Origin of the sequence: Flagellimonas sp. S3867, from assembly GCF_014698935.1 — a bacterium.
Taxonomy (GTDB): domain Bacteria; phylum Bacteroidota; class Bacteroidia; order Flavobacteriales; family Flavobacteriaceae; genus Flagellimonas.
In genome coordinates, this window is sequence record NZ_JACVMN010000001.1 from 1169338 (window position 1) to 1192194 (window position 22857).

General features: G+C 39.0%; 26 protein-coding genes. 16 read left to right on the forward strand and 10 right to left on the reverse strand.

Annotated features, from left to right (window positions below):
• The first annotated feature begins 1 nt into the window (after window position 1).
• Genes dapB through IAG46_RS05170 form a run of 4 tightly spaced genes read left to right on the forward strand, consistent with a single transcriptional unit; the run spans window position 2 to window position 3432 of the window.
• Window positions 2-703 (forward strand): 4-hydroxy-tetrahydrodipicolinate reductase, encoded by a 702-nt coding sequence (gene dapB, locus IAG46_RS05155; RefSeq protein WP_190809241.1) that lies wholly within the window; start codon window positions 2-4, stop codon window positions 701-703.
• A 46-nt stretch (window positions 704-749) separates the two neighbouring features.
• A complete protein-coding gene (lepB, locus tag IAG46_RS05160) occupies window positions 750-2450 on the forward strand; it encodes a signal peptidase I (RefSeq protein ID WP_190809242.1) in 1701 nt (566 codons plus the stop codon).
• A 45-nt stretch (window positions 2451-2495) separates the two neighbouring features.
• Window positions 2496-3131 carry a WbqC family protein gene (locus tag IAG46_RS05165; protein WP_190809243.1) on the forward strand — a complete coding sequence of 212 codons (636 nt, stop codon included), beginning with the start codon at window positions 2496-2498 and terminating at the stop codon, window positions 3129-3131.
• A complete protein-coding gene (locus tag IAG46_RS05170) occupies window positions 3124-3432 on the forward strand; it encodes a DUF6122 family protein (RefSeq protein ID WP_190809244.1) in 309 nt (102 codons plus the stop codon). The genes IAG46_RS05165 and IAG46_RS05170 overlap by 8 nt, the downstream gene beginning before the upstream one ends.
• On the opposite strand, the gene IAG46_RS05175 is transcribed toward IAG46_RS05170, so the two are convergent.
• From IAG46_RS05175 to IAG46_RS05205, 7 genes are all read right to left on the reverse strand, one after another.
• Window positions 3421-4248 (reverse strand): endonuclease/exonuclease/phosphatase family protein, encoded by an 828-nt coding sequence (locus tag IAG46_RS05175; protein ID WP_190809245.1) that lies wholly within the window; start codon window positions 4246-4248, stop codon window positions 3421-3423. The genes IAG46_RS05170 and IAG46_RS05175 overlap by 12 nt on opposite strands.
• 210 nt (window positions 4249-4458) lie before the next feature.
• Entirely contained in the window at window positions 4459-5322 is an 864-nt protein-coding gene (locus IAG46_RS05180) for a rhomboid family intramembrane serine protease (protein ID WP_190809246.1), read from the reverse strand.
• Window positions 5323-5325: 3 nt separating this feature from the next.
• The gene (locus tag IAG46_RS05185) at window positions 5326-6060 is read right to left on the reverse strand and encodes a rhomboid family intramembrane serine protease (RefSeq protein WP_190809247.1); all 735 of its coding nucleotides are present in this window, start codon (window positions 6058-6060) and stop codon (window positions 5326-5328) included.
• Complete coding sequence (mutL, locus tag IAG46_RS05190; RefSeq protein WP_190809248.1) at window positions 6061-7908, reverse strand: DNA mismatch repair endonuclease MutL; 1848 nt, start codon at window positions 7906-7908, stop codon at window positions 6061-6063.
• Window positions 7908-8192 carry a riboflavin synthase subunit beta gene (locus tag IAG46_RS05195; protein WP_190809249.1) on the reverse strand — a complete coding sequence of 95 codons (285 nt, stop codon included), beginning with the start codon at window positions 8190-8192 and terminating at the stop codon, window positions 7908-7910. Before IAG46_RS05195 ends, mutL begins: the two co-directional genes overlap by 1 nt.
• Before the next feature lie 120 nt (window positions 8193-8312).
• Window positions 8313-8795 (reverse strand): 6,7-dimethyl-8-ribityllumazine synthase, encoded by a 483-nt coding sequence (gene ribH / locus IAG46_RS05200; RefSeq protein ID WP_190809250.1) that lies wholly within the window; start codon window positions 8793-8795, stop codon window positions 8313-8315.
• 2 nt (window positions 8796-8797) lie between these two features.
• Window positions 8798-9559 (reverse strand): tetratricopeptide repeat protein, encoded by a 762-nt coding sequence (locus tag IAG46_RS05205; protein WP_190809251.1) that lies wholly within the window; start codon window positions 9557-9559, stop codon window positions 8798-8800.
• 125 nt (window positions 9560-9684) lie between these two features.
• Between IAG46_RS05205 and IAG46_RS05210 the strand changes: the two genes are divergently transcribed.
• The 4 genes from IAG46_RS05210 to IAG46_RS05225 are packed head-to-tail and all read left to right on the forward strand — an operon-like array spanning window position 9685 to window position 12014.
• Window positions 9685-10764 carry a DNA replication/repair protein RecF gene (locus IAG46_RS05210; RefSeq protein WP_190809252.1) on the forward strand — a complete coding sequence of 360 codons (1080 nt, stop codon included), beginning with the start codon at window positions 9685-9687 and terminating at the stop codon, window positions 10762-10764.
• A 1-nt stretch (window position 10765) separates the two neighbouring features.
• Complete coding sequence (locus IAG46_RS05215; protein ID WP_190809253.1) at window positions 10766-11188, forward strand: hypothetical protein; 423 nt, start codon at window positions 10766-10768, stop codon at window positions 11186-11188.
• On the forward strand, window positions 11188-11484 hold the full coding sequence (locus IAG46_RS05220) for a DUF721 domain-containing protein (RefSeq protein WP_190809254.1): 297 nt from the start codon (window positions 11188-11190) through the stop codon (window positions 11482-11484). The genes IAG46_RS05215 and IAG46_RS05220 overlap by 1 nt, the downstream gene beginning before the upstream one ends.
• Window positions 11485-11507: 23 nt before the next feature.
• Window positions 11508-12014 carry a GNAT family N-acetyltransferase gene (locus IAG46_RS05225; RefSeq protein WP_190809255.1) on the forward strand — a complete coding sequence of 169 codons (507 nt, stop codon included), beginning with the start codon at window positions 11508-11510 and terminating at the stop codon, window positions 12012-12014.
• 59 nt (window positions 12015-12073) lie between these two features.
• Here the strand turns inward: IAG46_RS05225 and IAG46_RS05230 are convergent, their stop codons facing one another.
• Both IAG46_RS05230 and IAG46_RS05235 read right to left on the reverse strand, forming a co-directional pair.
• Complete coding sequence (locus tag IAG46_RS05230; RefSeq protein ID WP_190809256.1) at window positions 12074-12562, reverse strand: GNAT family N-acetyltransferase; 489 nt, start codon at window positions 12560-12562, stop codon at window positions 12074-12076.
• A 135-nt stretch (window positions 12563-12697) separates the two neighbouring features.
• Window positions 12698-13117, reverse strand: a complete 420-nt coding sequence (locus IAG46_RS05235) for a nucleoside-diphosphate kinase (RefSeq protein WP_190809257.1) — start codon at window positions 13115-13117, stop codon at window positions 12698-12700.
• Between the two features lie 156 nt (window positions 13118-13273).
• Between IAG46_RS05235 and IAG46_RS05240 the strand changes: the two genes are divergently transcribed.
• From IAG46_RS05240 to IAG46_RS05255, 4 genes are all read left to right on the forward strand, one after another.
• Window positions 13274-14290 (forward strand): bifunctional oligoribonuclease/PAP phosphatase NrnA, encoded by a 1017-nt coding sequence (locus IAG46_RS05240; protein WP_190809258.1) that lies wholly within the window; start codon window positions 13274-13276, stop codon window positions 14288-14290.
• A complete protein-coding gene (gene gldI, locus IAG46_RS05245; RefSeq protein ID WP_190809259.1) occupies window positions 14287-14844 on the forward strand; it encodes a gliding motility-associated peptidyl-prolyl isomerase GldI in 558 nt (185 codons plus the stop codon). Before IAG46_RS05240 ends, gldI begins: the two co-directional genes overlap by 4 nt.
• 5 nt (window positions 14845-14849) lie before the next feature.
• Window positions 14850-15959 carry a peptidylprolyl isomerase gene (locus IAG46_RS05250; RefSeq protein ID WP_190809260.1) on the forward strand — a complete coding sequence of 370 codons (1110 nt, stop codon included), beginning with the start codon at window positions 14850-14852 and terminating at the stop codon, window positions 15957-15959.
• 139 nt (window positions 15960-16098) lie between these two features.
• Entirely contained in the window at window positions 16099-17169 is a 1071-nt protein-coding gene (locus IAG46_RS05255; RefSeq protein ID WP_190809261.1) for a DUF3810 domain-containing protein, read from the forward strand.
• 23 nt (window positions 17170-17192) lie between these two features.
• Here IAG46_RS05255 and IAG46_RS05260 read toward each other — a convergent pair whose 3' ends face one another.
• On the reverse strand, window positions 17193-17999 hold the full coding sequence (locus IAG46_RS05260) for a DUF6503 family protein (protein ID WP_190809262.1): 807 nt from the start codon (window positions 17997-17999) through the stop codon (window positions 17193-17195).
• Between the two features lie 68 nt (window positions 18000-18067).
• Here IAG46_RS05260 and IAG46_RS05265 point away from each other — a divergent pair, with 68 nt between their 5' ends.
• Genes IAG46_RS05265 through IAG46_RS05280 form a run of 4 tightly spaced genes read left to right on the forward strand, consistent with a single transcriptional unit; the run spans window position 18068 to window position 22854 of the window.
• Window positions 18068-18871, forward strand: a complete 804-nt coding sequence (locus IAG46_RS05265; protein WP_190809263.1) for a TrmH family RNA methyltransferase — start codon at window positions 18068-18070, stop codon at window positions 18869-18871.
• A 3-nt stretch (window positions 18872-18874) separates the two neighbouring features.
• On the forward strand, window positions 18875-20107 hold the full coding sequence (locus IAG46_RS05270; protein WP_190809264.1) for a M48 family metallopeptidase: 1233 nt from the start codon (window positions 18875-18877) through the stop codon (window positions 20105-20107).
• Between the two features lie 44 nt (window positions 20108-20151).
• Window positions 20152-22356, forward strand: coding sequence for a bifunctional (p)ppGpp synthetase/guanosine-3',5'-bis(diphosphate) 3'-pyrophosphohydrolase (locus IAG46_RS05275; RefSeq protein WP_190809265.1), 2205 nt, complete (start codon window positions 20152-20154; stop codon window positions 22354-22356).
• 42 nt (window positions 22357-22398) lie between these two features.
• Window positions 22399-22854, forward strand: coding sequence for a Fur family transcriptional regulator (locus tag IAG46_RS05280; protein ID WP_190809266.1), 456 nt, complete (start codon window positions 22399-22401; stop codon window positions 22852-22854).
• The last annotated feature ends 3 nt before the right edge of the window (window positions 22855-22857 follow it).

Sequence of the window (22857 nt, forward strand, 5' to 3'; positions counted from 1 at the left end):
TATGAAGATTGGCTTGTTTGGCTATGGTAAAATGGGTAGAATGATTGAGCAAATAGCGCAACAAAGAGGGCATACCATAGTTGCCAAAGTTGATGTTGAAACTAAAGATGTCGATTACCAAAATATGGATGTGGCTATAGATTTTAGTACCCCTGATGCTGCTTTCAACAATATTATCTCCTGTTTCGAACATAGTGTCCCCGTAATTTCCGGCACAACAGGATGGCTCTCTAGATATGACGAAGCGGTAGATAGCTGCAATGCAAAAAAGGGCGCTTTCATCTACGCCTCAAATTTTAGCCTGGGAGTCAATGTTTTTTTTGAATTGAATTCCTATTTGGCCAAAATGATGTCTACCTTGGACCAGTATATGGTTTCCATGGAGGAGATACACCATACCCAAAAACTGGATGCGCCGAGCGGAACAGCTATTACCTTGGCAGATGGAATCATAAAGAACACCGCCTATTCAAATTGGAAATTGGACGATTCAGATGAATCTACAATTCCGATAACATCCAAACGTGAAGGCACGGTTCCTGGAACCCACACCATTGCCTACCAAAGTGCTGTTGATGATATTGAAATCAAACACACAGCACACAATAGAGAAGGTTTTGCTTTGGGTGCTGTTATTGCAGCTGAATGGATCAAAGGAAAAGTCGGTGTCTTTGCTATGAAAGATGTGTTAAATCTGAAATAAAACGTAACAACACTTTAGACTTTTAGTCTAAAAAATAAACTTCTATATGAACGGTACTCAGTGGATCATTTTTATCTTGATTATTCAGGTAATTCACTTTTTAGGAACCTGGAAGCTCTATGTAAAAGCCGGCAGAAAAGCTTGGGAAGCGGCAATACCCGTGTATAATGGCATCGTATTGATGAAAATCATCAACAGACCATGGTGGTGGGTATTATTGCTGTTCATTCCCATTATTAATTTGTTGATGTTTCCCGTGGTTTGGGTAGAAACCATACGCAGTTTTGGCAAGAGCAAGCTTTTAGAGACTTGGGCCGTGATTCTTACCCTCGGGTTTTATATTTATTATATCAACTATGTTGAAGATGTAAAATATATCGAAGACCGGGACTTAAAACCAAAAACAGGGTTGGGTGAATGGGTAAGTTCCATTGTTTTTGCCATTGTGGCTGCCACTTTTGTACATACTTATTTTATTCAACCCTATGTAATCCCTACACCATCTTTAGAACGGACACTGCGTATTGGAGATTTCCTATTTGTTAGCAAATTTCACTACGGCGCAAGAGTTCCGATGACCGCTGTTGCAGCACCAATGGTACATGATACCTTACCACTACTAAAAACGCGTTCGTACCTGAACAAGCCCCAAATACCATTTTTCAGGTTACCTGGATTTAACGATGTCAAAAAGAATGACATTGTGGTATTTAGCTGGCCAGCAGATACCGTACGTCAATTTTTTGTGGCGGAGCGAAAAGTAAAAAAGCCCATCGATAAAAAGTCCAACTACGTCAAAAGATGCGTTGGAACACCTGGAGATTCTTTGTCAGTGGTTGATGGTTTTGTGCATATTAATGGTAAAAAACTTAAACTTTCGGATCGTGCCAAACCCATGTACGATTACATCATTTATGCCCAAAAAGGGGTGTCTAGTAGATTGTTGGCAGAAGTGGAAGCAACCGACTATCTTAGAAAATATATTGCGACAAGCATTAACCAAAATCAGGTGGATGCACTTTCTTCTTATATTTTGGGCGTCAGACAAGCTCCCAATGGAAAAATTGAACTTACAACCCAAGAAAAAGGAATACCCACTGAGGTTATTAGACAGTTGAGGCTAGCCCTGACCGAAGAGAAGCCTCGAACCAGAGTAGCTAACCTTACCGACGAAATGGTCAACGCGCTGCAGAATAATTCAGCTATCGATTCTGTGGTTAGAACAGATGAAGGCAAAGGCATTTATGGTGGTTCATTTCCGCAAAAACCCAATTTCTATCCTTGGAACAATGACCAATTTGGCCCCATTTACATTCCAAAGGCTGGAACTACTGTAGAAATCAACCATAAAACCATTCCACTTTACAAAAAAATTATCCGCGATTACGAATACAATGATGTAAAGGTTTCTGGAGAAAAGGTTTATATCAACGACGAGGAAGCCACTTCGTATACCTTTAAACAAGATTATTATTGGATGATGGGTGACAACAGAGATCATTCTGAGGATAGTAGGGTTTGGGGTTATGTTCCGGCTAATCATATTGTTGGAAAACCGGTATTCTTATGGATGAGTTTTGATAACTTCAATGATGGATTGTTTAATTGGAGACCACGATGGGACCGAATTTTCACCACCGTAGGTGGAAGTGGGGAACCTGTTTCATATTTCAAATATTTTTTAATAGCAATTGGAGCTTGGTTCCTTTATGATTTTATTAGAAAACGAAGAAAAAAGAAAGCATAGTCATCGTAGATAGTAGATGATTCATCTTTTTGGTTAAATTGATTGATGTCAAAAACTCTAATACATCCTGCTTATTTTCCCAGCATTGCCACCTTTGCGGTAATCATTCAAAAAGATGTGATATGGGAAGTACATGATAACTTTCAAAAGCAAACTTATAGAAACCGGTGTTATGTTTGTACCGATCAGGGCAAGCACATGTTAAACATTCCTATAAGGCATTTGGGCGTAGAACATGGAAGACAAAAGTACAATGAAGTTATACCGGACAACAGTTATCCCTGGCAAAAAATTCATTGGAAAACATTGCAGACTGCATACAGAACTTCTCCTTTTTTTGAGTTCTATGAAGATGACTTGGAATTCATTTTTGAGGAAGAACATTCTACACTTTTTGACTTCAATATGAAAACCATCATGGCCATTGGTGATTGTTTGGGAGTTCAAATTCCTATTCAAAAAACGGAAACCTTTGAGAAAAAACCCTCGCAATATGCCGACGCTCGATTTTTGGTGGAAGCAAAACAAGTATTGACCATGAATATGAATCCATATCCGCAAGTATTTGGAGAACGGCATGGGTTTATACCCAATTTGAGTATTCTGGACCTCTTGTTCAATGAAGGAACCAATGCACTTACGTATTTGAAGAACCAATCATTGGATTTTTTAAATGTTTAGATTCTTCATTCATTACGGAATTCATCTCTTGGTACCCGTACTCATCGCTTTTTTCTTTTTTAAAGAAAGGAGGTTTAAGGTAATCTTGATTCTTTTGGCCGGAATGTTGATTGATCTGGACCACTTATTGGCAGATCCCATTTTCGACCCAAATCGTTGCAGTATCGGTTTTCATCCCCTGCATAGTTATATCGCCATTATAATCTATAGCGTGCTGCCTTTTTTTAAATGGACGCGGTTATTGGGTCTTGGATTGATTATCCATATTGTGGCAGATATGGTTGATTGCTTACTGATCTGATTTAATTCGCAATGTGGCCATAACGGGATAATGATCTGAGAGTTTCACATCGAAGTTTTCATGGGAAATCACCTCAAAATCAGAATCGGCAAATATATAGTCAATTCGAATCGGAAACCCTAAAAGGTTATAGGTTCTTCCAAACCCTCTGCCTTTCTCCAAAAAGGAGTCTTGCAAGTCATCTTTTAGCATCCTATAAACATTGGAAAATTGGGTATTGTTCAAATCTCCACAAACGATGTTCTTATGTGGGCTTTTGTTTTTGTGCTCCTCAAAAATCTTGACCTGTTCCAGTTGTTTGGCAAATGTCTTCACAAGTCTTTTATAATTTTTTTCAGACTCTTTCTCCGAAAAGGTTTTGGACGATGGGACAATTTTGAATGATTGCAAATGAACATTGTAAACGCGTACGGTATCAGTTTTATACTTGATATCAGCATAAATAATATTATTTATGGTACCTGGTAAATTCAAAGAACCACTACTAACAATGGGATACCTAGAGAATATGGCTTGAACACTCCTTGGAGTTGTATAAGGTGTCTCGCTACGATAGGGATATTGTGCTAATTGCTTATACCTTATTCTACTGTGTTCTTGAATGCATAAAATTTCTGGATCATTATCATTGATAAACTCAATAATTCGGTCTCCAATATTAGGTTCTTTAATCCATTCATATTTGTTAAAACCCCAAGCGTTGTATGTCATTATTTTTAAATCGTCACCTTCAAGGGTATCGTCTTCTTGGCTGGTAATTTTGTAGAATGCACCAAAAACAATATACCCAACCAATAAAGCAAAAAATGACCACACAATCTTTTTTTTACGCTTTACAAGCCAATAGATAAAAAACAAAAAATTAAAAATAAAGAGAATCGGAACGATTAAACTCAAAAACGAAAACAAAGGAATAATCTGAATGTCGACATATGAAAATAGACTAGTAACAATCAATAGTATCGCAATAAAAATATTTATTGCGTAAAATGTCACTTTCCATAAGCGAACTACTTTCTTCACGTATCAGTCCTCTTTACCTGCTTTAAACAAAAAATCCTTTTCTGCCTTGGACAAACTCTCATAGCCAGACTTGCTAATCTTATCCAGAATAGCATCAATTTTTCGTTGATTGGCCTCTTTATCGTATTCAGCTTTGCTTTTATTTTTTGCAGCCTTCTTTTTGTAAACTGTTTTCATTGGGGCTTTTTTCTCCCGAGGTTTAAACAGTTGTGCAATACCGTTTATAATCTTTGTAAATCCAGCGCCGATATCATTTCCTTTAAGCAATTGCCGCGCATAAATGTATCCGAGAGCAGCTCCACCTAAATGTGCCAATCTTCCTCCAACATTCCCTCCATATGGGATTTGAATTAAATCCACCAAAACAAAAAAGACACCTACATGCCATAGCTTAACATTAAAAAAAATAATTCTGACTTCCTGATTTGGAATGTATGCACATACAAAAATTAACACCGCTGTTACACCGGCTGAAGCACCTACAAGAGCTGTTTGTGTATCCAATAATGTTGGGAAGACATTATAGCTAAGGAGAAAAACAGCCCCTCCCACAATTACCCCCAAAAAGTACACATTCAGAAACCGTTGTGTGTCAAAAAGATTAAGAAAGATGCGGCCAGCAAAATAAAGCATGATCATATTCCAAAAAACATGTCCTATGCCCGCATGGAAAAACGAATAGGTCACCAAAGACCAAGGTTGGCTTAAAAAGCCAATAAAATCTTGAGGTAACTGAAACCATTTTACCACCGAGTTTCCCAACAGCGCTAATGATAGTCCATCAAGAATAAAAACCAGCACATTTATTGCAATTAGTTTCTCTGCAATGCTGAGTCGGGCAAAATTATATTGAAGTCCTCCGGCCATAGATCAATCCCATCGATTTTTATTAAACTCATTTTTTTTCCAATACCACATCATAATAAAACCAATTAATGCACCACCAATATGTGCAAAATGTGCAATTCCGGTATTTACGTTACCAATTCCGAAGAATAAATCGACTGCTAAAAGTAAGGGTACAAAATACTTTGCCTTAATTGGTACAGGTAAAAATATCAGCATCAACTTTGCTTCAGAATACATAAAGGCAAAGGCCACCAAAATTCCATAAATGGCTCCAGAAGCTCCAACTACAGGAGTATTATATGCGCTAAGAAAATTCTCAATCGTACTGCGAGAGGCAACATTGTACCAATCGGGACTGTATTGTCCCTTCGAGATAATATCCAACACTTGTTGTTCAGTCATTCCAGCATTTACAAGTGCGTTCAACCCCTCACTGAACAAATAATAATTGACCCCGGTATGCAGCAAAGCAGAACCTAGACCAGCAGAGAAGTAGAAAAACAAGAACTTATTCCTTCCCCAAACACGCTCCAATGGAGTGCCAAAGGCCCATAAGGCATACATATTAAATGCTATATGCATCAAATTGCCGTGCATAAACATATGACTCACTACTTGCCACCACTGAAAGTTTCCGTTTTTTGGAAACCAAAGTGACAACCATTGGTACATTTGATCTCCATACATTTGCGTGGCTAAAAACAATATTACATTGACGATCAATATATGTTTTACCGCCTCAGTCAATCTACCCATTTAATTCAATTTTTTTTCGATATCTCCTTCGGAGATAATGGTATATGTTATTTTTTGAAAGGGACTTAAGGTGGGTTCCTTGCAACCAAACAAATCGTTTACCAAAGCCAACTGTGACCCTTGGTCCAATGCTTCCCCGGTTCTTACCGCTAAATTTTTGGCCAGTGTTTTTGCCAATAGTTCAGCCTGTGAGATTTCACTTCCTTCAAATCCTTCCTTATAATCTGCAATTAGGCGATCCAATACCGTGCCAATTCCACTTTCTGCAACCGCCAAGGGAACACCTGTCACTTTTACCGTTTCATGGTCCAATGTATCGAACATAAAGCCCACATTGGACAAACTTTCTTTCATTTCTTTTAAAATGGTTCTATCCTGATGTGAAAATGGAAGCTCTAAAGGAAACAACATTTGTTGACTTATGCCTTCTTTTACTGTAATCTCGCCCAAAAACTTTTCAAAGAGGATACGTTCATGGGCGCGGTTTTGATTAATGACCAACATTCCGGATTTAATTGTGCTCACTATATATTTACGCCGAAGTTGAAAAGTAATTCCCGAAGATGCATCTTCATCATCTTCAGAATAAAACGTTCCTTGGACTCCAGTTTCTGATTCAATTTCCAAACTGCTAAAATCATCTGTATTCACCAAGGTTTCCAAACCTTCGTAGAGATTTTCCCAACCCTTTGTATTCGGTTTTTGATACAAAGATCTCCCGACCGATTTATTGGACACCTCTTGAAAGGGATTAAAGGAAGCATCGACCATCACATTGGGAATCACAGCTTCTTTTCCTTTAAAAGCATAGGGAGTATCCAGGTTGGGGTTATGTTCAAAATCCAATATCGGAGCCACATTAAACTGACCCAAACTATGTTTTATTGTAGAACGGATGATGGCATATAATGTATTTTCATCATCAAACTTCACCTCTGTTTTTGTGGGATGTATATTGATATCGATAGATGCAGGGTCTACATCCAAATACAAAAAATAACCTGGATAGGTATCCGATTTAATGAGTCCTTCAAATGCCGCAACAACTGCATGATGTAAATATGGGCTTTTTATAAACCTATTATTTGCAAAGAAAAACTGTTCTCCCCTACTCTTTTTGGCAAATTCAGGTTTGCAGACAAATCCAGAAATCCTGACCACTTCGGTCTCCTCGTTTACGGGCACCAAACGATCTTTCATTCGACCACCAAAAACATGGGTTATACGTTGTCGATGTTTTGCTTTGGGTAGATTGAAAATTTCCGAACCATTGTTATAAAAATGAAATTCGATATGTGGGTGTACCAAGGCAACCCTATGGAATTCATCCGTGATGTGCCTTAGTTCGACTTGGTTTGATTTAAGAAAGTTACGTCTGGCCGGAATATTGAAAAACAGGTTTTTTACCGAAATCGATGTTCCTTTGGGTGTTGCCACGACTTCTTGAGCGACAATTTTGCTGCCTTCTATTTTAATATAAGTTCCGGTCTCTGAACTTTCGGTTCTCGTGTGCATATCCACATGCGCTATAGCTGCAATAGAGGCCAATGCTTCACCTCGAAAGCCCTTTGTGTCAAGATTAAAAAGGTCTTCAGCACAGGAAATTTTGGATGTGGCGTGTCGCTCAAAGGATAATCGTGCATCGGTCTCACTCATTCCACTGCCATTGTCGACTACCTGAATCAGGGTCTTGCCTCCATCCTTAACAATGAGTTTAATCAAATCGGCACCCGCATCAATAGCATTCTCCAACAACTCCTTAACCACCGAAGCTGGTCGCTGAACCACTTCCCCTGCAGCAATTTGATTGGCAACATGGTCGGGCAAAAGTTTAATGATGTCCTCCATTAGGGATTCAGGAATATGGATAAGTCAAAGTCGATGATATACAGAAACAACAATATCAAAATTGCTACTATAACAAGAAATCGGAGTTTCAAATTCTTGTCCCCTTCTGTTTTTAAGTCATCTACAGCTGAGGAAACCTTATTTTTAAGACCTCTTTGCGTATGTGCAGTACTTCGGAATTTATCTAGTTTGTGTTCTATTTTATAAGGATTGCCTTCCCCCTTGTAATATCGTGGTGAGTAATTATAGCTCCTGTTTTTTCTAAGTTTTAGAAAATTTCGCATTGCATCCTTTTCGTGTAACCTCAAAGGTACTTAAAATCAAAAAACGGGATTGCTCCTTAATGCCAAAAAATGTTAACAGTCTTTGGGCTGATTGGATTTTTGGAATTTGGGATTTGGAAATTACGCGCCTAGCACAGCCATTTTAATGGCAGCTATTGCCGCTTCCGCACCTTTATTGCCATGCTTGCCCCCGCTACGGTCCACGGCTTGCTGCATAGTGTTATCTGTCAATACACAGAAGATTACAGGTGTATCGTACTGAATATTTAAATCTTTTATTCCCTGAGCGGCGGCGGAACATACAAAATCAAAATGACTGGTTTCTCCCCGAATTACACTGCCAATTGCGATAACAGCATCAACATTTTGTGTGGAAAGCATCTTTTTGCAACCATAAGTCAGCTCAAAACTTCCCGGTACGTTCCAGCGAATAATATTTTCCGGTGTAGCACCGCAATCTAAAAGCGCATCCTCAGCTCCTTTAAAAAGACCTTCGGTAATGGTTTCATTCCATTCTGAAACAACAATCCCAAACCGAAGTGACTTCGCATTTGGGATTGTGGTCTTATCATAGGCCGATAAGTTTTTGTTCTCCGTGGCCATTTTTAGTTTTTTGTCAACCCGATAAGCGCATCGATACCGTTGGCTTCCTGGGAAGATGAAAACTCATCTTTAATTCTTTTAAAAAAACCCATTGCCTTGTCCTTTTGACCTAAATCAATGGCAATGATGCCAGCTTTATATAAAAATCTTGGTGTTGTAAATTCGTTTGCACTATGGGCAATTGCCTTTTCGTAATACTCCAATGCCTCTTCAGGTTGATTCAATTGTGAAAAAGCGTCTCCGATTCCACCTTTGGCCATAGCTCCTAAAACGGCATCATCTGATGAAAAACCTTCCAAATGGGAAATAGCATTATCATATTGTTGCAGGTTCAAATAGGTCATTCCCGCAGAATACTGCGCCAAGTTTGCAGCTTTGGTACCGCTATACTCTTCAATAATATCTAAAAAACCATATTTTCCTTCTGCTCCATTAAGCGCCAAAGTAAACAATGAATCTTTTGCAGCCTCATTGGTCAATGCTTGGTCAAAATATTGTTGCGGATAAAAAAGTTCGTTGGCTGCAGATGCTTCTTTTGGTTTTTGAATGAACTCATTGTATCCCAAGTAACCTAAAACACCCAAGGCTATTGCACCAATGACACCCAAAATATAATTTTGGTTTCGTTGAACCCAGGCTTCTGTTTTGGAAGCGCTTTCATCCAAAGTATTGAATACTTCTGCCGTTGTACTGTTCTGTTCATCCAGTTGGGCTTCCTCAACCTTATTTTTTGGCTTAAAGCCACGCTTCTTGTATGTTGCCATCCTTGATTTTATTAATCGGGCAAAAATAAAGTTTTTATCCAAAACCAAAAGGTAATTTATTCGTTATTTTTGGATTCTTTAACTGGCTCCAAAGCCAATTGGAACGGCATTCTTCTTTAGATTTTATGTTTTTAAAACACTTATCCTTAGTTAATTACAAAAATTTTGATTCCAAAACCTTGGATTTCGACCCTGTAATCAACTGTTTGGTCGGCGATAATGGGGTAGGAAAAACAAACATCCTGGACTCGATTTACCATCTTTCCTTCGGAAAAAGCTATTTCAATCCGGTGTCTACCCAAAATATTAAACACAACACCGACTTTTTTGTAATTGAGGGTGAATTTGAGAAGGACGCACGTACCGAAAAAATAATCTGCAGCTTTAAAAGAGGGTTAAAGAAAGTAATCAAGCGAAATGGAAAAGCTTATGAAAAGTTTTCGGAACACATTGGCTTTTTACCTTTGGTAATAATTTCACCGTCGGACAGAGATTTGATCATTGAGGGAAGTGATACCCGCCGAAAATTTATGGATGGGGTCATCTCACAGTCGGACAAGGAATATCTTCAAACCCTGATCAAGTATAATAAAGTTTTGGTTCAGCGAAATTCCTTGCTGAAGTATTTTGTGGCCAACCATACGTTTGATTCAGATACTTTAGCAATTTACAATGAACAACTGCATCTTTTGGGGACAGCAATCCACAAAAAAAGAGTGGATTTTATCTCAACTTTCATTCCAATATTCCAAGAGCAGTATGCCCATATTTCAGAAAAAGATGAGCAGATTATGTTATCGTACGAAAGCCAGCTGTCAACAAAAAGCTTAATGGAACTTTTAGCGGGTGCTATAGAAAAAGATAGAGCCCTACAGTACACCAGTGTTGGCATTCATAAGGATGACCTTAACTTTACTATTGCTGGCCATCCTATTAAGAAATTTGGAAGTCAAGGGCAGCAAAAATCTTTTTTGATAGCGCTAAAACTGGCCCAGTTCCACTTTATAAAAGAGCAGGCCAAGACTACACCAATATTGCTGCTCGATGATATTTTTGACAAGTTGGATGAAAATCGGGTATCGCAAATCGTAGGTTTGGTGGACAACGACAATTTTGGTCAAATTTTTATAAGTGACACCCATGCCGAACGCACCGAAAATGTAGTTAAAAATATACGACAGAGCTATAAAATCTTTACCTTGTAACATGAAGAAAATCTTGATTTTCGGGATTTTATTATGCCTATTTTCCTGTGAAAAAAAGGAAGTCTCCAAGGAAGATTTGCCGTACTTGAACGGTTATTGGGAAATTTCAGAAGTTTCTTTTCCTGATGGCACCAAAAAGAATTACACTGTAAATCCTACCATCGATTTTATTCATTTGGAGAACAACCATGGTTTTCGAAAGAAGATGCAGCCCAAATTCGATGGCAGTTATAAAACTTCGAAAAAACAAGAATCTTTTAAGGTTGTGGAAGCACAGCAGACATTTATTCTTCGTTATGAAAACAATTTAAGCGAGTGGGAAGAAAAATTGATTCGATTGGATTCAACCTCCTTTGCGGTACAGAATAATGAAGGTGTTTTATATGCCTACAAACGATTTCATCCTATTGTAATTCCAAAATAATGGCCAAAAGACGAAATTCCCATCTTCCCTTAAACGAAGCTTTGAATGAGTTCATCAAAGAGAACAAGCTTCAAAAGGGTATGGACAAGGTAGACGCCAGAGCTGCATGGGAAAAGCTTATGGGCAATGGGGTAAATAATTATACAACTTCGGTGGAACTCAAAAATGAAACACTTTACGTATCCCTTTCGTCTTCAGTGCTACGCGAAGAGTTGAGTCTGGGTAAATCCAAAATAATTGCCATGCTCAATGAAGAGCTTAAAAAAGAACTGATTAAAAAATTAGTATTACGATAAACCATCCACAACCTCATAATGGGATGAAAATAGTAGCAGAAACCGAAAGATTGCTGATTGTAGAAGCAGAACTGGAAGATTCAAAATTCTTCATGGAACTTCTGAACAGCCCAAATTGGCTGGAATTTATCGGCGACAGAGGAGTCAAGACCAAAAAACAAGCCGAGAATTATATTAAATCAAGCTTGATTTCCTCTTATAAGAATAACGGATATGGTCTTTTTAAAATGTGTTTACGGCAATCTTTGGACCCTATCGGTATTTGTGGTTTTGTAAAACGGGATTATCTGAACCATCCTGACATTGGGTTTGCCATACTTCCCCAATTTGAAGGAAAAGGATTTGTTTATGAAGCTTGCACAACCCTTTTGAGTTATGGAAAGGAAATACTAAAATTGAGTCCGATTTTAGCGATTACCACGGTTGAAAACATCAAATCCCAACGGCTTCTAACCAAAATAGGTCTGAACAATTCTGGAACCATTAAACCAAAAACGGATAAGGAGGAATACCTACTTTTTTCAACCTAAAAAGGCCATTCGCAAAGGATAACCTTTTCCCATAAGTTTAAAAATTGGATTATGGACTTTTACAGTGATTTTACATAGTAATCAAAACAACTTGGGGTAATAAGGTCAGGGGCTTTAGCAGGGTCCACTTCATTAAAATCTTGGGAATGTGCGTATTTATAACCCATCCGTTGGTACCATGAACTGATTCTGGTTTTGAATCCTATTTCTCCGTTCTTAGGTTTTAAAATTGCAATTTGAATACTATTTATCCCGTTTTCGGTCGCTATTTTCTCCACAGCACTTACTAAAGCACGACCAATCCCCATTCCACTTTTCCCAAAATCGGCACATAACAATCCAAATCCGTAAGTGCCAGGAGTTTGTTCATAGTAATGAATTCCGCCAACAACTTGTCCATCACAATAGGCTACCAGAATTTCACCCTTCTCAATTAATTTATTGTAGCTGTCGAACGAAATCCGTGCATAATTTTCACCCCAAATCTCTTTTTCGGTTTCGCCATAGGCGATTGTCAAAATTTGATAGAGCCTTTTACGATCTTTCAAGGCTAGATTTTTAGACTTTGAGGAAACCACATCGATCATGGTGCAAAGTTAATGAAGAACCAGGGTGTTGTTGAATTTAGATTATACAAAAAAAGCCGCCCGGTTGGGCGGCTTTTAATTTTATTAGGTCTTTTATTAAAATACTTCCCTTCCTGAAAAATGGAAAGCGCCTTCAATAGCAGCATTTTCATCACTATCGGAACCATGCACAGCATTTTCTCCAATACTGGTAGCGTATAATTTGCGAATAGTGCCTTCTGCAGCTTCTGCTGGGTTTGTTGCCCCAATCAACGCACGAAAATCATCAACAGCATTGTCTTTTTCCAAGATGGCTGCTACAATAGGACCTCTGGTCATGAAATCGACCAATTCCCCAAAGAAGGGACGTTCTTTATGAATAGCGTAGAATTCCCTAGCACCCCTCTTGCTCAATTGGGTATACTTCATCGCCACAATTTTGAATCCTGCAGCAGTTATTTTTTCTAGAATCGCACCAATATGACCATTTTCAACAGCATCTGGCTTGATCATGGTAAATGTTCTATTTCCAGTCATTTTTTTAAAATTTTGCGCAAACTTACGCTTTTTCACCCAACGAGCAAGATTCGCACAATAAGCTTACATTAATTCTTTACTAATTTTTAAAACCGGTCTACCCTAAAAGGCACTTAAAGAGTTATGCCTTTCTGATATTATTGTATCTTTGCCCGCATGAATTTAGAGGATATTACGACGGTAAAGTCGATTCTTTCCCAACCCCAAAAGATCGTGATCATACCCCATAAAAACCCTGATGGTGATGCCATTGGTTCTTGTCTGGGATTATATGCCTTTCTTAAATCCCTCAATCAAGAGGTAGTGGTGATTGCGCCAAATGACTATCCAAAGTTTTTGAAATGGATGCCAAAAAATGAAACGATCTTAAATTTTGAAAGAGAAAATTCGCAGTCCAAAAAATGGCTAGAGGAAGCTACTGTGGTCTTTACTTTGGACTTCAACGACCTTTCAAGAACAGGGCAACTGGAATCTTTCCTAAAGGAAAAGGAAGCCGATTTTATCATGATCGACCATCATCAGCAGCCAAAGGATTACGCCAAGGTCACCTATTCTGATGTGAACATGAGCTCTACCTGCGAAATGGTGTACAACTTCATAGAATATCTTGGAGGACTGGATAAGATTGATGAAGAAATTGCAACCAATCTTTACACCGGTATTATGACCGATACCGGCTCCTTTAAATATCGCTCAACATCTAGCCGAACCCATAAAGTGGTCGCCAATTTGATAGATTGTGGGGCCAACAATATGGAAATCCATAGACAGGTTTTTGACACCAATTCCCCTTCTCGATTGCATCTCTTAGGAGTTGCCTTGAGCAATATGGTAATCTTATCTGAGTACAGCACGGCATATATTACCCTTACCCAGGATGAATTGGATGCTCACGATTTTAAAAAAGGAGATACCGAAGGTTTTGTCAATTATGGTCTAACCCTGGAGGATATTATTTTCGCTGTAATCTTTATTGAAAATAAGGAAGAGGGCATCATCAAGATTTCGTTCCGTTCTATCGGTGACTTTTCTGTAAACGAATTTGCCAGGGAACATTTTAATGGCGGTGGGCATGATAATGCTGCAGGGGGTCGAAGCGATGAAAATATGGATGTCACTATCCAGAAATTTAACACAATCCTTAAATCCTATAAATCGCAATTGAATCCATGAGAGTCCTCACATTTCTTACTTTGATTTTTATTTTGATCGGTTGCGATGGTCCTGAACCGCGAAGACCGGTGGAAGTAAAATCTGGTAGCTTTTTCAAAGAATCTGTAGAGCGGAATAAAGCGCTGTTGGCCAAAGAAGAAAAATTGATTCAACAAATCATTGCCCAAGACACCGCACATTCTTATATCTCAAGTCCAAGTGGGTTTTGGTATTATTTTGAAAACAAAAATGAGGCATCAGCATATTTACCAAAAACCGATGATCAAATTTTGTTTTCCTATAATCTGCTTACTATGGGCAATGACACCCTATATTCCGCAAAAGAAATAGGGCCCACTTCCTACGTTGTAGACAAGGAACAATTGTTTCCAGGATTGCAAAATGCCTTAAAATTGCTCAAAATCAATGAGCGGGCGACCTTTTTGTTCCCTTCGCTACAAGCATATGGCTACCATGGCGATGGAGGCAAAATTGGCCCGAGAACACCAATAAAATCAACAATCGAATTACATACAATCATTATAAATCAAGATAGCTTAAATCTTAAACCATGAATACAATGAAACAATCACTTGTTTTAATCACTTTATTTTCAATCGTCCTTTTGGGATGCAAATCGAGCAAACATGCCGATTTAGGTGATGGAATCTTCGCTGATATCCAAACGACACAAGGAGACATCATCATTAAATTGGAACATGAAAAAACCCCTGTTACCGTTGCCAATTTTGTTTCACTGGCCGAAGGCAACAACCCCTACGTTGCAGATAGCGTAAAAGGTAAAAAATATTATGACGGTATTGTCTTTCATAGAATCATCAAGGATTTTATGATTCAGGGTGGTGATCCAATGGGTACCGGAAGAGGAAATCCTGGGTACAAATTCAAAGATGAATTTCATGATTCATTATCACATTCCAAAAAGGGAATTCTTTCTATGGCCAATTCCGGCCCTAAAACCAATGGAAGCCAATTTTTTATCACGCATAAAGAAACTCCTTGGCTAGACGGCAGACATACTGTTTTTGGCGAAGTTGTAAATGGAATTGAGGTTGTGGACACCATTGCCAATGTAAAGACATTGCCAGGGGATAAACCGGAAGTGGATGTGGTCATGAACAAGGTGGAAATCGTTAGAAACGGAAAAGAAGCCCGAAAATTTGATGCCGTTCAGATCATGCAAGACTATTTCAAAGAGGAAGAGGCCGAAGTAGCTGCTTTCAAAAAAATGAAGGAAGATTTTGTTGCTGAGCTTGCCAGGCAAAAAGAAGAAGCCGAGGAAACCCCATCCGGACTTAAGATACTTACTATTGTCAAAGGTGATGGAGAAAAACCAAAAGTTGGTCAAAAAGTTTTGGTGAATTATGCCGGATGGTTGCCTAGTGGGGATTTATTTGATACTACAGAATCCGGGATAGCCGAAAGATTTGGAAAACTGCAACAAATCACTCAAGGACATCGTGGGGATATGTCGCCATATCCAATGCTCTACAGCCCTGAAGCTAGATTGTATCCCGGTTTCAAGGAAGGACTTCTCACAATGAACGTAGGGGACAAACTTAGAATTTTTCTACCTCCCCATTTGGGGTTAGGCCCTCAAGGTGGTGGTCCAATTCCTCCCAACTCAGATCTTATTTTTGATTTGGAAATAACTGGAATTCAAGAATAGTATATCTAATATATAGGTTTAGAGCAGCACCTATGTGCTGCTCTTTCTTTTGCATAAAGCTTTGTTAAGATATTAACCTGTATTGGGAATCTAGGAATTAAGAACTAGATTAGAAGCGTATAATACCCAGCTTGCTATTTTGAAGGGACAGAAAGTCAAAACAATCGTTGCGCTTGCTTTGCCTGTGCAAATAATCCTTGTAAAATGGATTGGCCGCTATCCGGAATTTGTGGAGCAATACTACAGTAAAGGATTGTACCCGCCCATTTCTCAATTTTTTCGGGCGCTTTTCGGATGGATTCCTTTTTCTATTGGGGATATTTTTTATTTATCACTTTTTTGGTTTGCCGGAAAATATATTTTTAAACATTGGAAATCCATTAGAAGAAAACCGTTGCTTTTTGGCAAGGATATCCTGGTGGTGTTTTCCATAACCTATTTTGCCTTTCATCTGTTATGGGGAATGAACTATTACCGACTTCCCATTGCTACCAAATTGGACATCGAAAAGGAATACAGCGAGGAAGCATTGGTTGATTTTACCCTATACCTAACGGAAAGAGCCAACCACTATCAATCGAAAATTACCGGGGATACCATTGACCCCGTCAAAATTCCATATTCCAGAAGTGAAATCTTCAAAAAAACAGAAGAAGGATATAACCAATTGAAGAAAGTCTATCCAGACTTCGTGTACAAAAACCCAAGCGTAAAAGCTTCACTGTTCAGTATTCCCCTGACTTATATGGGTTATGGAGGTTATCTGAACCCCTTTTCAAATGAGGCCCAGGTGAATGGTATTACACCTACCTTTAGATTGCCCACGGTAAGCGGTCACGAAGTGGGGCACCAATTGGGCTATTCCGCTGAAGATGCCACTAATTTTATTGGATTTCTGGTTACTTCCCAGAACGAAGACCCTTATTTTAAATATGCGGCCTATAGCCATGCATTGGGCTATTGCCTTTCAGATTTGGCACGAAAAGACGAGGTAAAATCCAAGGAAATCATAAAAAAACTCAATCCTGGAGTCAAAAAGAATTTTAGGGAATTGTCCGAGTTTTGGGCGCGATATGAAAATCCGTTGGAACCGGTCTTCAAATCTATTTTCAATACCTTTTTAAAAGCGAACAATCAGGAAGAGGGAATTAAAAGTTACAATTCGGTCGTGGGCTTATTGATAAGTTACCACGACCGAAAAGGGTTTTGAGTTAGTCTCTCAAGGTTTAATTTTTAATTGCTGTTCTTGGCCTCAACAAAGTTGCCTCCTTCAGGCTTGGCATAATAACCTTCTGGCTTAGCTGTTTTGGTCAAGGTAACATTCTCAAAGTTCACCGTACTTCTGGCATCCAATATTTTGGTTCCTTCATAATTGTACCATGTTATCGCCTTTGGGAGTGTCAAACCATCAATTTCTTGCCAATCATCATATCGAATCCATTTTACATTATCCGATATCTCTCCCGTTCTATATGTTACGGTATACCCCAACCATGCCATTTTATGGGTTTCAGCATCAAAATGAATGAAATATTCATCCTTGGGTGAAGTCCCGACCCCCGAATCATAGTAAATTCGGATTCCCGGGTAGCTTTTTCCATCATACTCCAAAGCTTCGGTTTCGCCATAGTGTATGCCATCATCTGCTAAAACAAATGGCATTGCATAGAAATAGAACATCAGGTTATGATAAAAAACAGCATCTCCTTTATAATTTTCCGCCGCATCCAATAACCAGACCTTTTCTCCATTGGAGCCCATAGAAAATTTTTCCGTGTCAACACGGTCTTTTCTTGTCCAAAGATCAATGATATGTAACTCTTTCAGCTTTGGTTTTGGCATTTCATACGTCAATGTTCGTTGACTTTTCCAGTTTTTTAAACCGCCGTGGGCAGTAAAAACATTTTTGAGGGCTTCAGGATAATTTATTGTTGAAGTTGCTTCTTGAGGCTGAGGTTCTTCATGCACAACCTCCTTTTGGGAATTGTTTTTGCACGCGAATGCAATAAATGCAAGGAGGAGAATACTTAATTTTCTCATTTTGGTAGTTGTTTGCCGCTTTGTCGTAAAAGCCATTTCAAGATTACAAGAATATGTATTTTTGATGTGTGAAGGAAGCCAAAGTAATCAGCAGTACCCAAAATTCTTTAATCAAAAAGATTATTCTCCTTAAGGAGAAGTCCAGGGAGCGAAAAAAAACAGGGCTTTTTGTGGTGGAAGGTCAACGAGAAATTGAATTGGCCATAAAAGGTGGTTATGTCATTGACACTTTTCTCTATTGTCCTGATATTTTGCCTGAAGCTCCCGATGCGTTCATTTCCGAGACTCCAGAAGCCCCATTAATCCAACTAACCAAATCGGTTTATGAAAAAGTGGCCTATCGTGAAAGTACCGAGGGGATTTTATGTGTTGCCAAGGCAAAGAACCAAACTTTGGAGGACCTCCAGTTTAAAAACGAGCATCCATTGGTTCTGGTTGCAGAAGCTCCTGAAAAACCCGGAAATATTGGTGCTCTGTTACGTACAGCGGACGCCGCGGCCGTTGATGCGGTTTTAATTGCCAATCCTAAAACGGACATCTACAATCCGAACATTGTTCGATCTAGTGTTGGCTGTGTTTTTACCAATACCATCGGAATGGGAACTACCGCCGAAATCATTCAATTTCTTAAAGAAAAGGACATCAGAATATTTTGCGCGGCACTTACAGCGTCCAAAAACTATGTTGATTGCGATTTTAGCTCTGGGTCTGCCATAATAGTTGGTACAGAAGCAACTGGGTTGACAGAAGATTGGCTGCAAAACTCTGATCAAAATATTATCATTCCCATGCAAGGCGAAATTGATTCCATGAACGTTTCCGTATCAGCAGCAATACTTATATTTGAGGCAAAGCGTCAGCGCGGATTTTAAGCTATGGAAAAAACTACTCTGTTCTATGTGATCATTGCAATTTTGGTGATCCAATACCTGATTCAACAACTTTTAGAGTATCTTAATGCACGACGTTTTGAGTCGACCGTTCCTGAAGAGCTGAATGATGTTTTTGATTCCAGCGAATACCAGAAATCACAGGAATACAAACGTGCCAATTACCGGTTTGGGGTGTTTTCCGATGGCTTTTCACTAATTCTTACACTCTGCTTCCTCTTTTTTGGCGGATTTGAATGGATCGATGATCTCACGCGTTCATTAGTTGACAAAACCATTCCCATGGCTTTGGTTTTCTTTGGTATAATCCTATTGGGCAGCGGAATTTTGGGACTTCCGTTCTCCTACTACCAAACTTTTGTGATTGAAGAGCGTTACGGATTCAACAAGGCGACTAAAAAAATATTCTTTTTGGACAAAATAAAAGGAGTGTTGCTCGCCACCGTTTTTGGAGGAGGACTGCTTGCTTTGTTTATTTTATTCTATCAATGGACAGGACCAAAATTTTGGATGTACGCATGGTTACTAGCGGGCACTTTTATCCTTTTTATGAATCTTTTTTATAGCCGATTGATAGTTCCTTTGTTCAACAAACAAACTCCACTTTCTGATGGAAACCTAAAAAGCGCCATCGAGGCCTATGCCAAAAAAGTGGGTTTTGAGCTCAAAAATATTTTTGTCATTGATGGTTCAAAACGATCTACCAAAGCCAATGCCTATTTCTCCGGATTTGGCAAAGAAAAGAGGATAACCCTGTTCGATACCTTGATCAACGATTTGGATGAAGATGAAATTGTGGCAGTTCTAGCACACGAAGTGGGACATTATAAACGCAAACATATCATTTTCAACCTAACGGTTTCTTTAGGATTGATGGGACTCACACTTTACATCCTGTCACTTTTCATTAATAATCCTGAAATATCCTTGGCCATTGGGGTTTCCGTTCCAAGTTTTCATGCGGGGCTCATCGGTTTTGTTTTGCTTTACAGCCCTATCTCAGAAATTACAAGCCTTGCTATGAATTATCTGTCACGAAAATTCGAATTTCAAGCTGATGATTATGCCAAAAACACCTTTGCCGCAAAACCTCTGATTACTTCTTTAAAAAAGTTATCAAAAAATAGTTTGAGTAATTTAACACCACATCCGGCATACGTTTTTGTCCATTATTCCCATCCCCCTTTAATTGAGCGAATTAGGAACTTAAAGGCATAGTTTTTGTTGTTTACCTTTAAAGATTATGGTAACTTTAATATACTATGACGGAGGCTGCTATCGAAAAAGAGAATAAGGAGATTGCCAAGCAATATAAAGAATTGCTTCGCATCAGCTATCAAACCTTGACCGCTGAGGACAAGAAGTTGATACGCTCTGCATTTGATGTGGCCGTTGATGCACATAAAGATCAACGCCGAAAATCTGGCGAAGCCTACATTTTCCATCCTATTGCCGTTGCCAAAATAGTCGCTTCAAAAATTGGTTTGGATGCCGTTTCCATAGCCTCCGCCCTGCTCCACGATGTGGTGGAAGATACCCCATATACACTTGATGATATTGAGCGTATGTTCGGAGAGACCGTGGCCCGAATTGTGGACGGACTTACCAAAATAGCCCATCTTAAAAAAGATAAGGATATCAGTCAGCAAGCTGAGAATTTCCGAAAGATGTTGCTGACCTTACACGATGATGTCCGGGTAATCATCATAAAAATTGCGGATAGATACCACAATATGCTCACCATGGACTCCATGCCTGAGCACAAGCAGGTAAAAATAGCTTCGGAAACGCTATACATCTACGCTCCTTTGGCCCATAGAATTGGCCTTTATAATATTAAAACCCACTTGGAGGACTTGAGTTTAAAGTATACCGAACCTGAAGTATACCAAGATATCCAAGCGAAAATTGAGGATACTGAAGAAGAGCAGTTGGCCTATATTGAGGATTTTTCAAATGTTATTCGAAACTCTTTGGATAAAGAGGGACTCAATTATGATATAAAAGGTCGGATGAAGTCCATTTTTTCCATCCGAAGGAAAATGAAGGCCCAAAACGTGGCTTTTGACGAGGTATATGACAAATTTGCCATTCGAATCACCTATAAATCTGACAGAAAGAATGAAAAGTTCTTGGCTTGGAAGATTTATTCCATCGTTACCGATCACTTCACCCCTAACCCTATTCGTTTGCGCGATTGGATCACTTCTCCCAAATCTACAGGTTACGAAGCCCTACATATTACTGTTATGGGTCCGAAAGGAAAATGGGTAGAAGTCCAAATACGAAGCGAGCGGATGCATGAAATTGCGGAAAAAGGCTATGCCGCCCATTTTAAATATAAGCATGGGGAACAGCAAGAACAGGGTATTGAAGATTGGCTGAACCGTTTACAAGAAGCCTTGGAAACTTCCAATGCCAATGCTGTGGATTTCGTAGAGGAATTTAAATTGAACCTCTATTCCAAAGAAATCTTTGTTTTTACACCCAAGGGAGATTTAAAATCAATGCCCAAAGGTGCTACCCCCTTAGATTTTGCTTTCCACATTCATACCGAGGTTGGCATGAAAACCCGTGGAGCGCGGGTAAATGGAAAACTTGTACCGCTTGGGTCTGAGCTGAACAGTGGCGATCAGGTGGAAATAATTACCTCCGAAAGTGCAAAGCCCAATCAAAGTTGGTTGGATTATGCGCAAACGGCCAGGGCGCGGTCCAAGATTAAATCCTCACTGAGCGAGGAGAAAAAGAGTATTGCCTCTGATGGAAGGGAAATTCTGCGAAGAAAATTAAAATCACAAAAAATTACGCTGAATGAGGACACTGTCAATAAATTGGTAATCTTCTTTAAGCTAAAAACTAGTCTGGACCTCTTTTATAGGGTCGGAATCGGCGTCATCGATAATGAGCGTATCAAAGATTTTGCCTCTTCGTACCACAATGCCTTCCTGAATTTCTTCAAAAACAAAATCCGAAGAAATCCCACTCCCAAAGATGTGGACAAGGATGAAATAACCACCAAATATGACATGTTGGTGTTTGGTAAAGAAGAGGAAAAATTAACTTATAAACTCTCACAATGCTGCAACCCCATTCCTGGTGACGATGTCTTTGGCTTTGTAAGTGTAAACGATGGGATTAAAGTGCACAAAAAAAACTGTCCGAATGCCATTTCATTGCAATCCAATTATGCGTACCGGATCATGTCTGCCAAATGGATTGATTCTACCCAAGAAGAATTTTCGGTGGATGTTGAACTTACGGGAATAGACAATTTGGGATTGGTCAACGACATCACCAATATTATTTCAGACAACATGCATGTGAACATGCGTAATCTTAATTTTAGTGCCGATGGAGGGACCTTTACCGGTAAAATTAAATTGGTGGTAAAAAACAACAACATCCTCAAAAAATTGATGAACAATCTAAAGCAGGTTGAGGGTATTGACAAAGTGACCAGAATTTAATTTTTAGCTGTACCTTTGTTCTTTAGCATTGGTGAGAAGGCTATGGGAAACAACAAAGACCAAGAAATCGTAAAAAATGTGTTCACATCCTTTTTGGAAGAAAAAGGACATCGAAAAACACCTGAACGCTACGCCATTTTACAAGAAATTTACAACAGTGACGATCATTTTGATGTGGAATCCCTCTACATTAAAATGAAAACCAAAAACTATCGGGTAAGTCGTGCCACGCTGTACAATACCATTGAGCTTTTATTGGACTGCAAACTGGTACGAAAGCATCAGTTTGGCAAAAACCAGGCACAATACGAAAAATCTTATTTTGACCGACAGCACGACCATGTTATTTTAACCGATACCGGTGAAGTAAAGGAGTTTTGTGATCCCCGTATCCAATCCATCAAAAAAACCATAGAGGAGGTTTTTAATATTAAGATCCATAACCACTCCCTCTATTTCTACGGCACAAAAAACAAAGAAGAAAACCTAACCGAATAACCA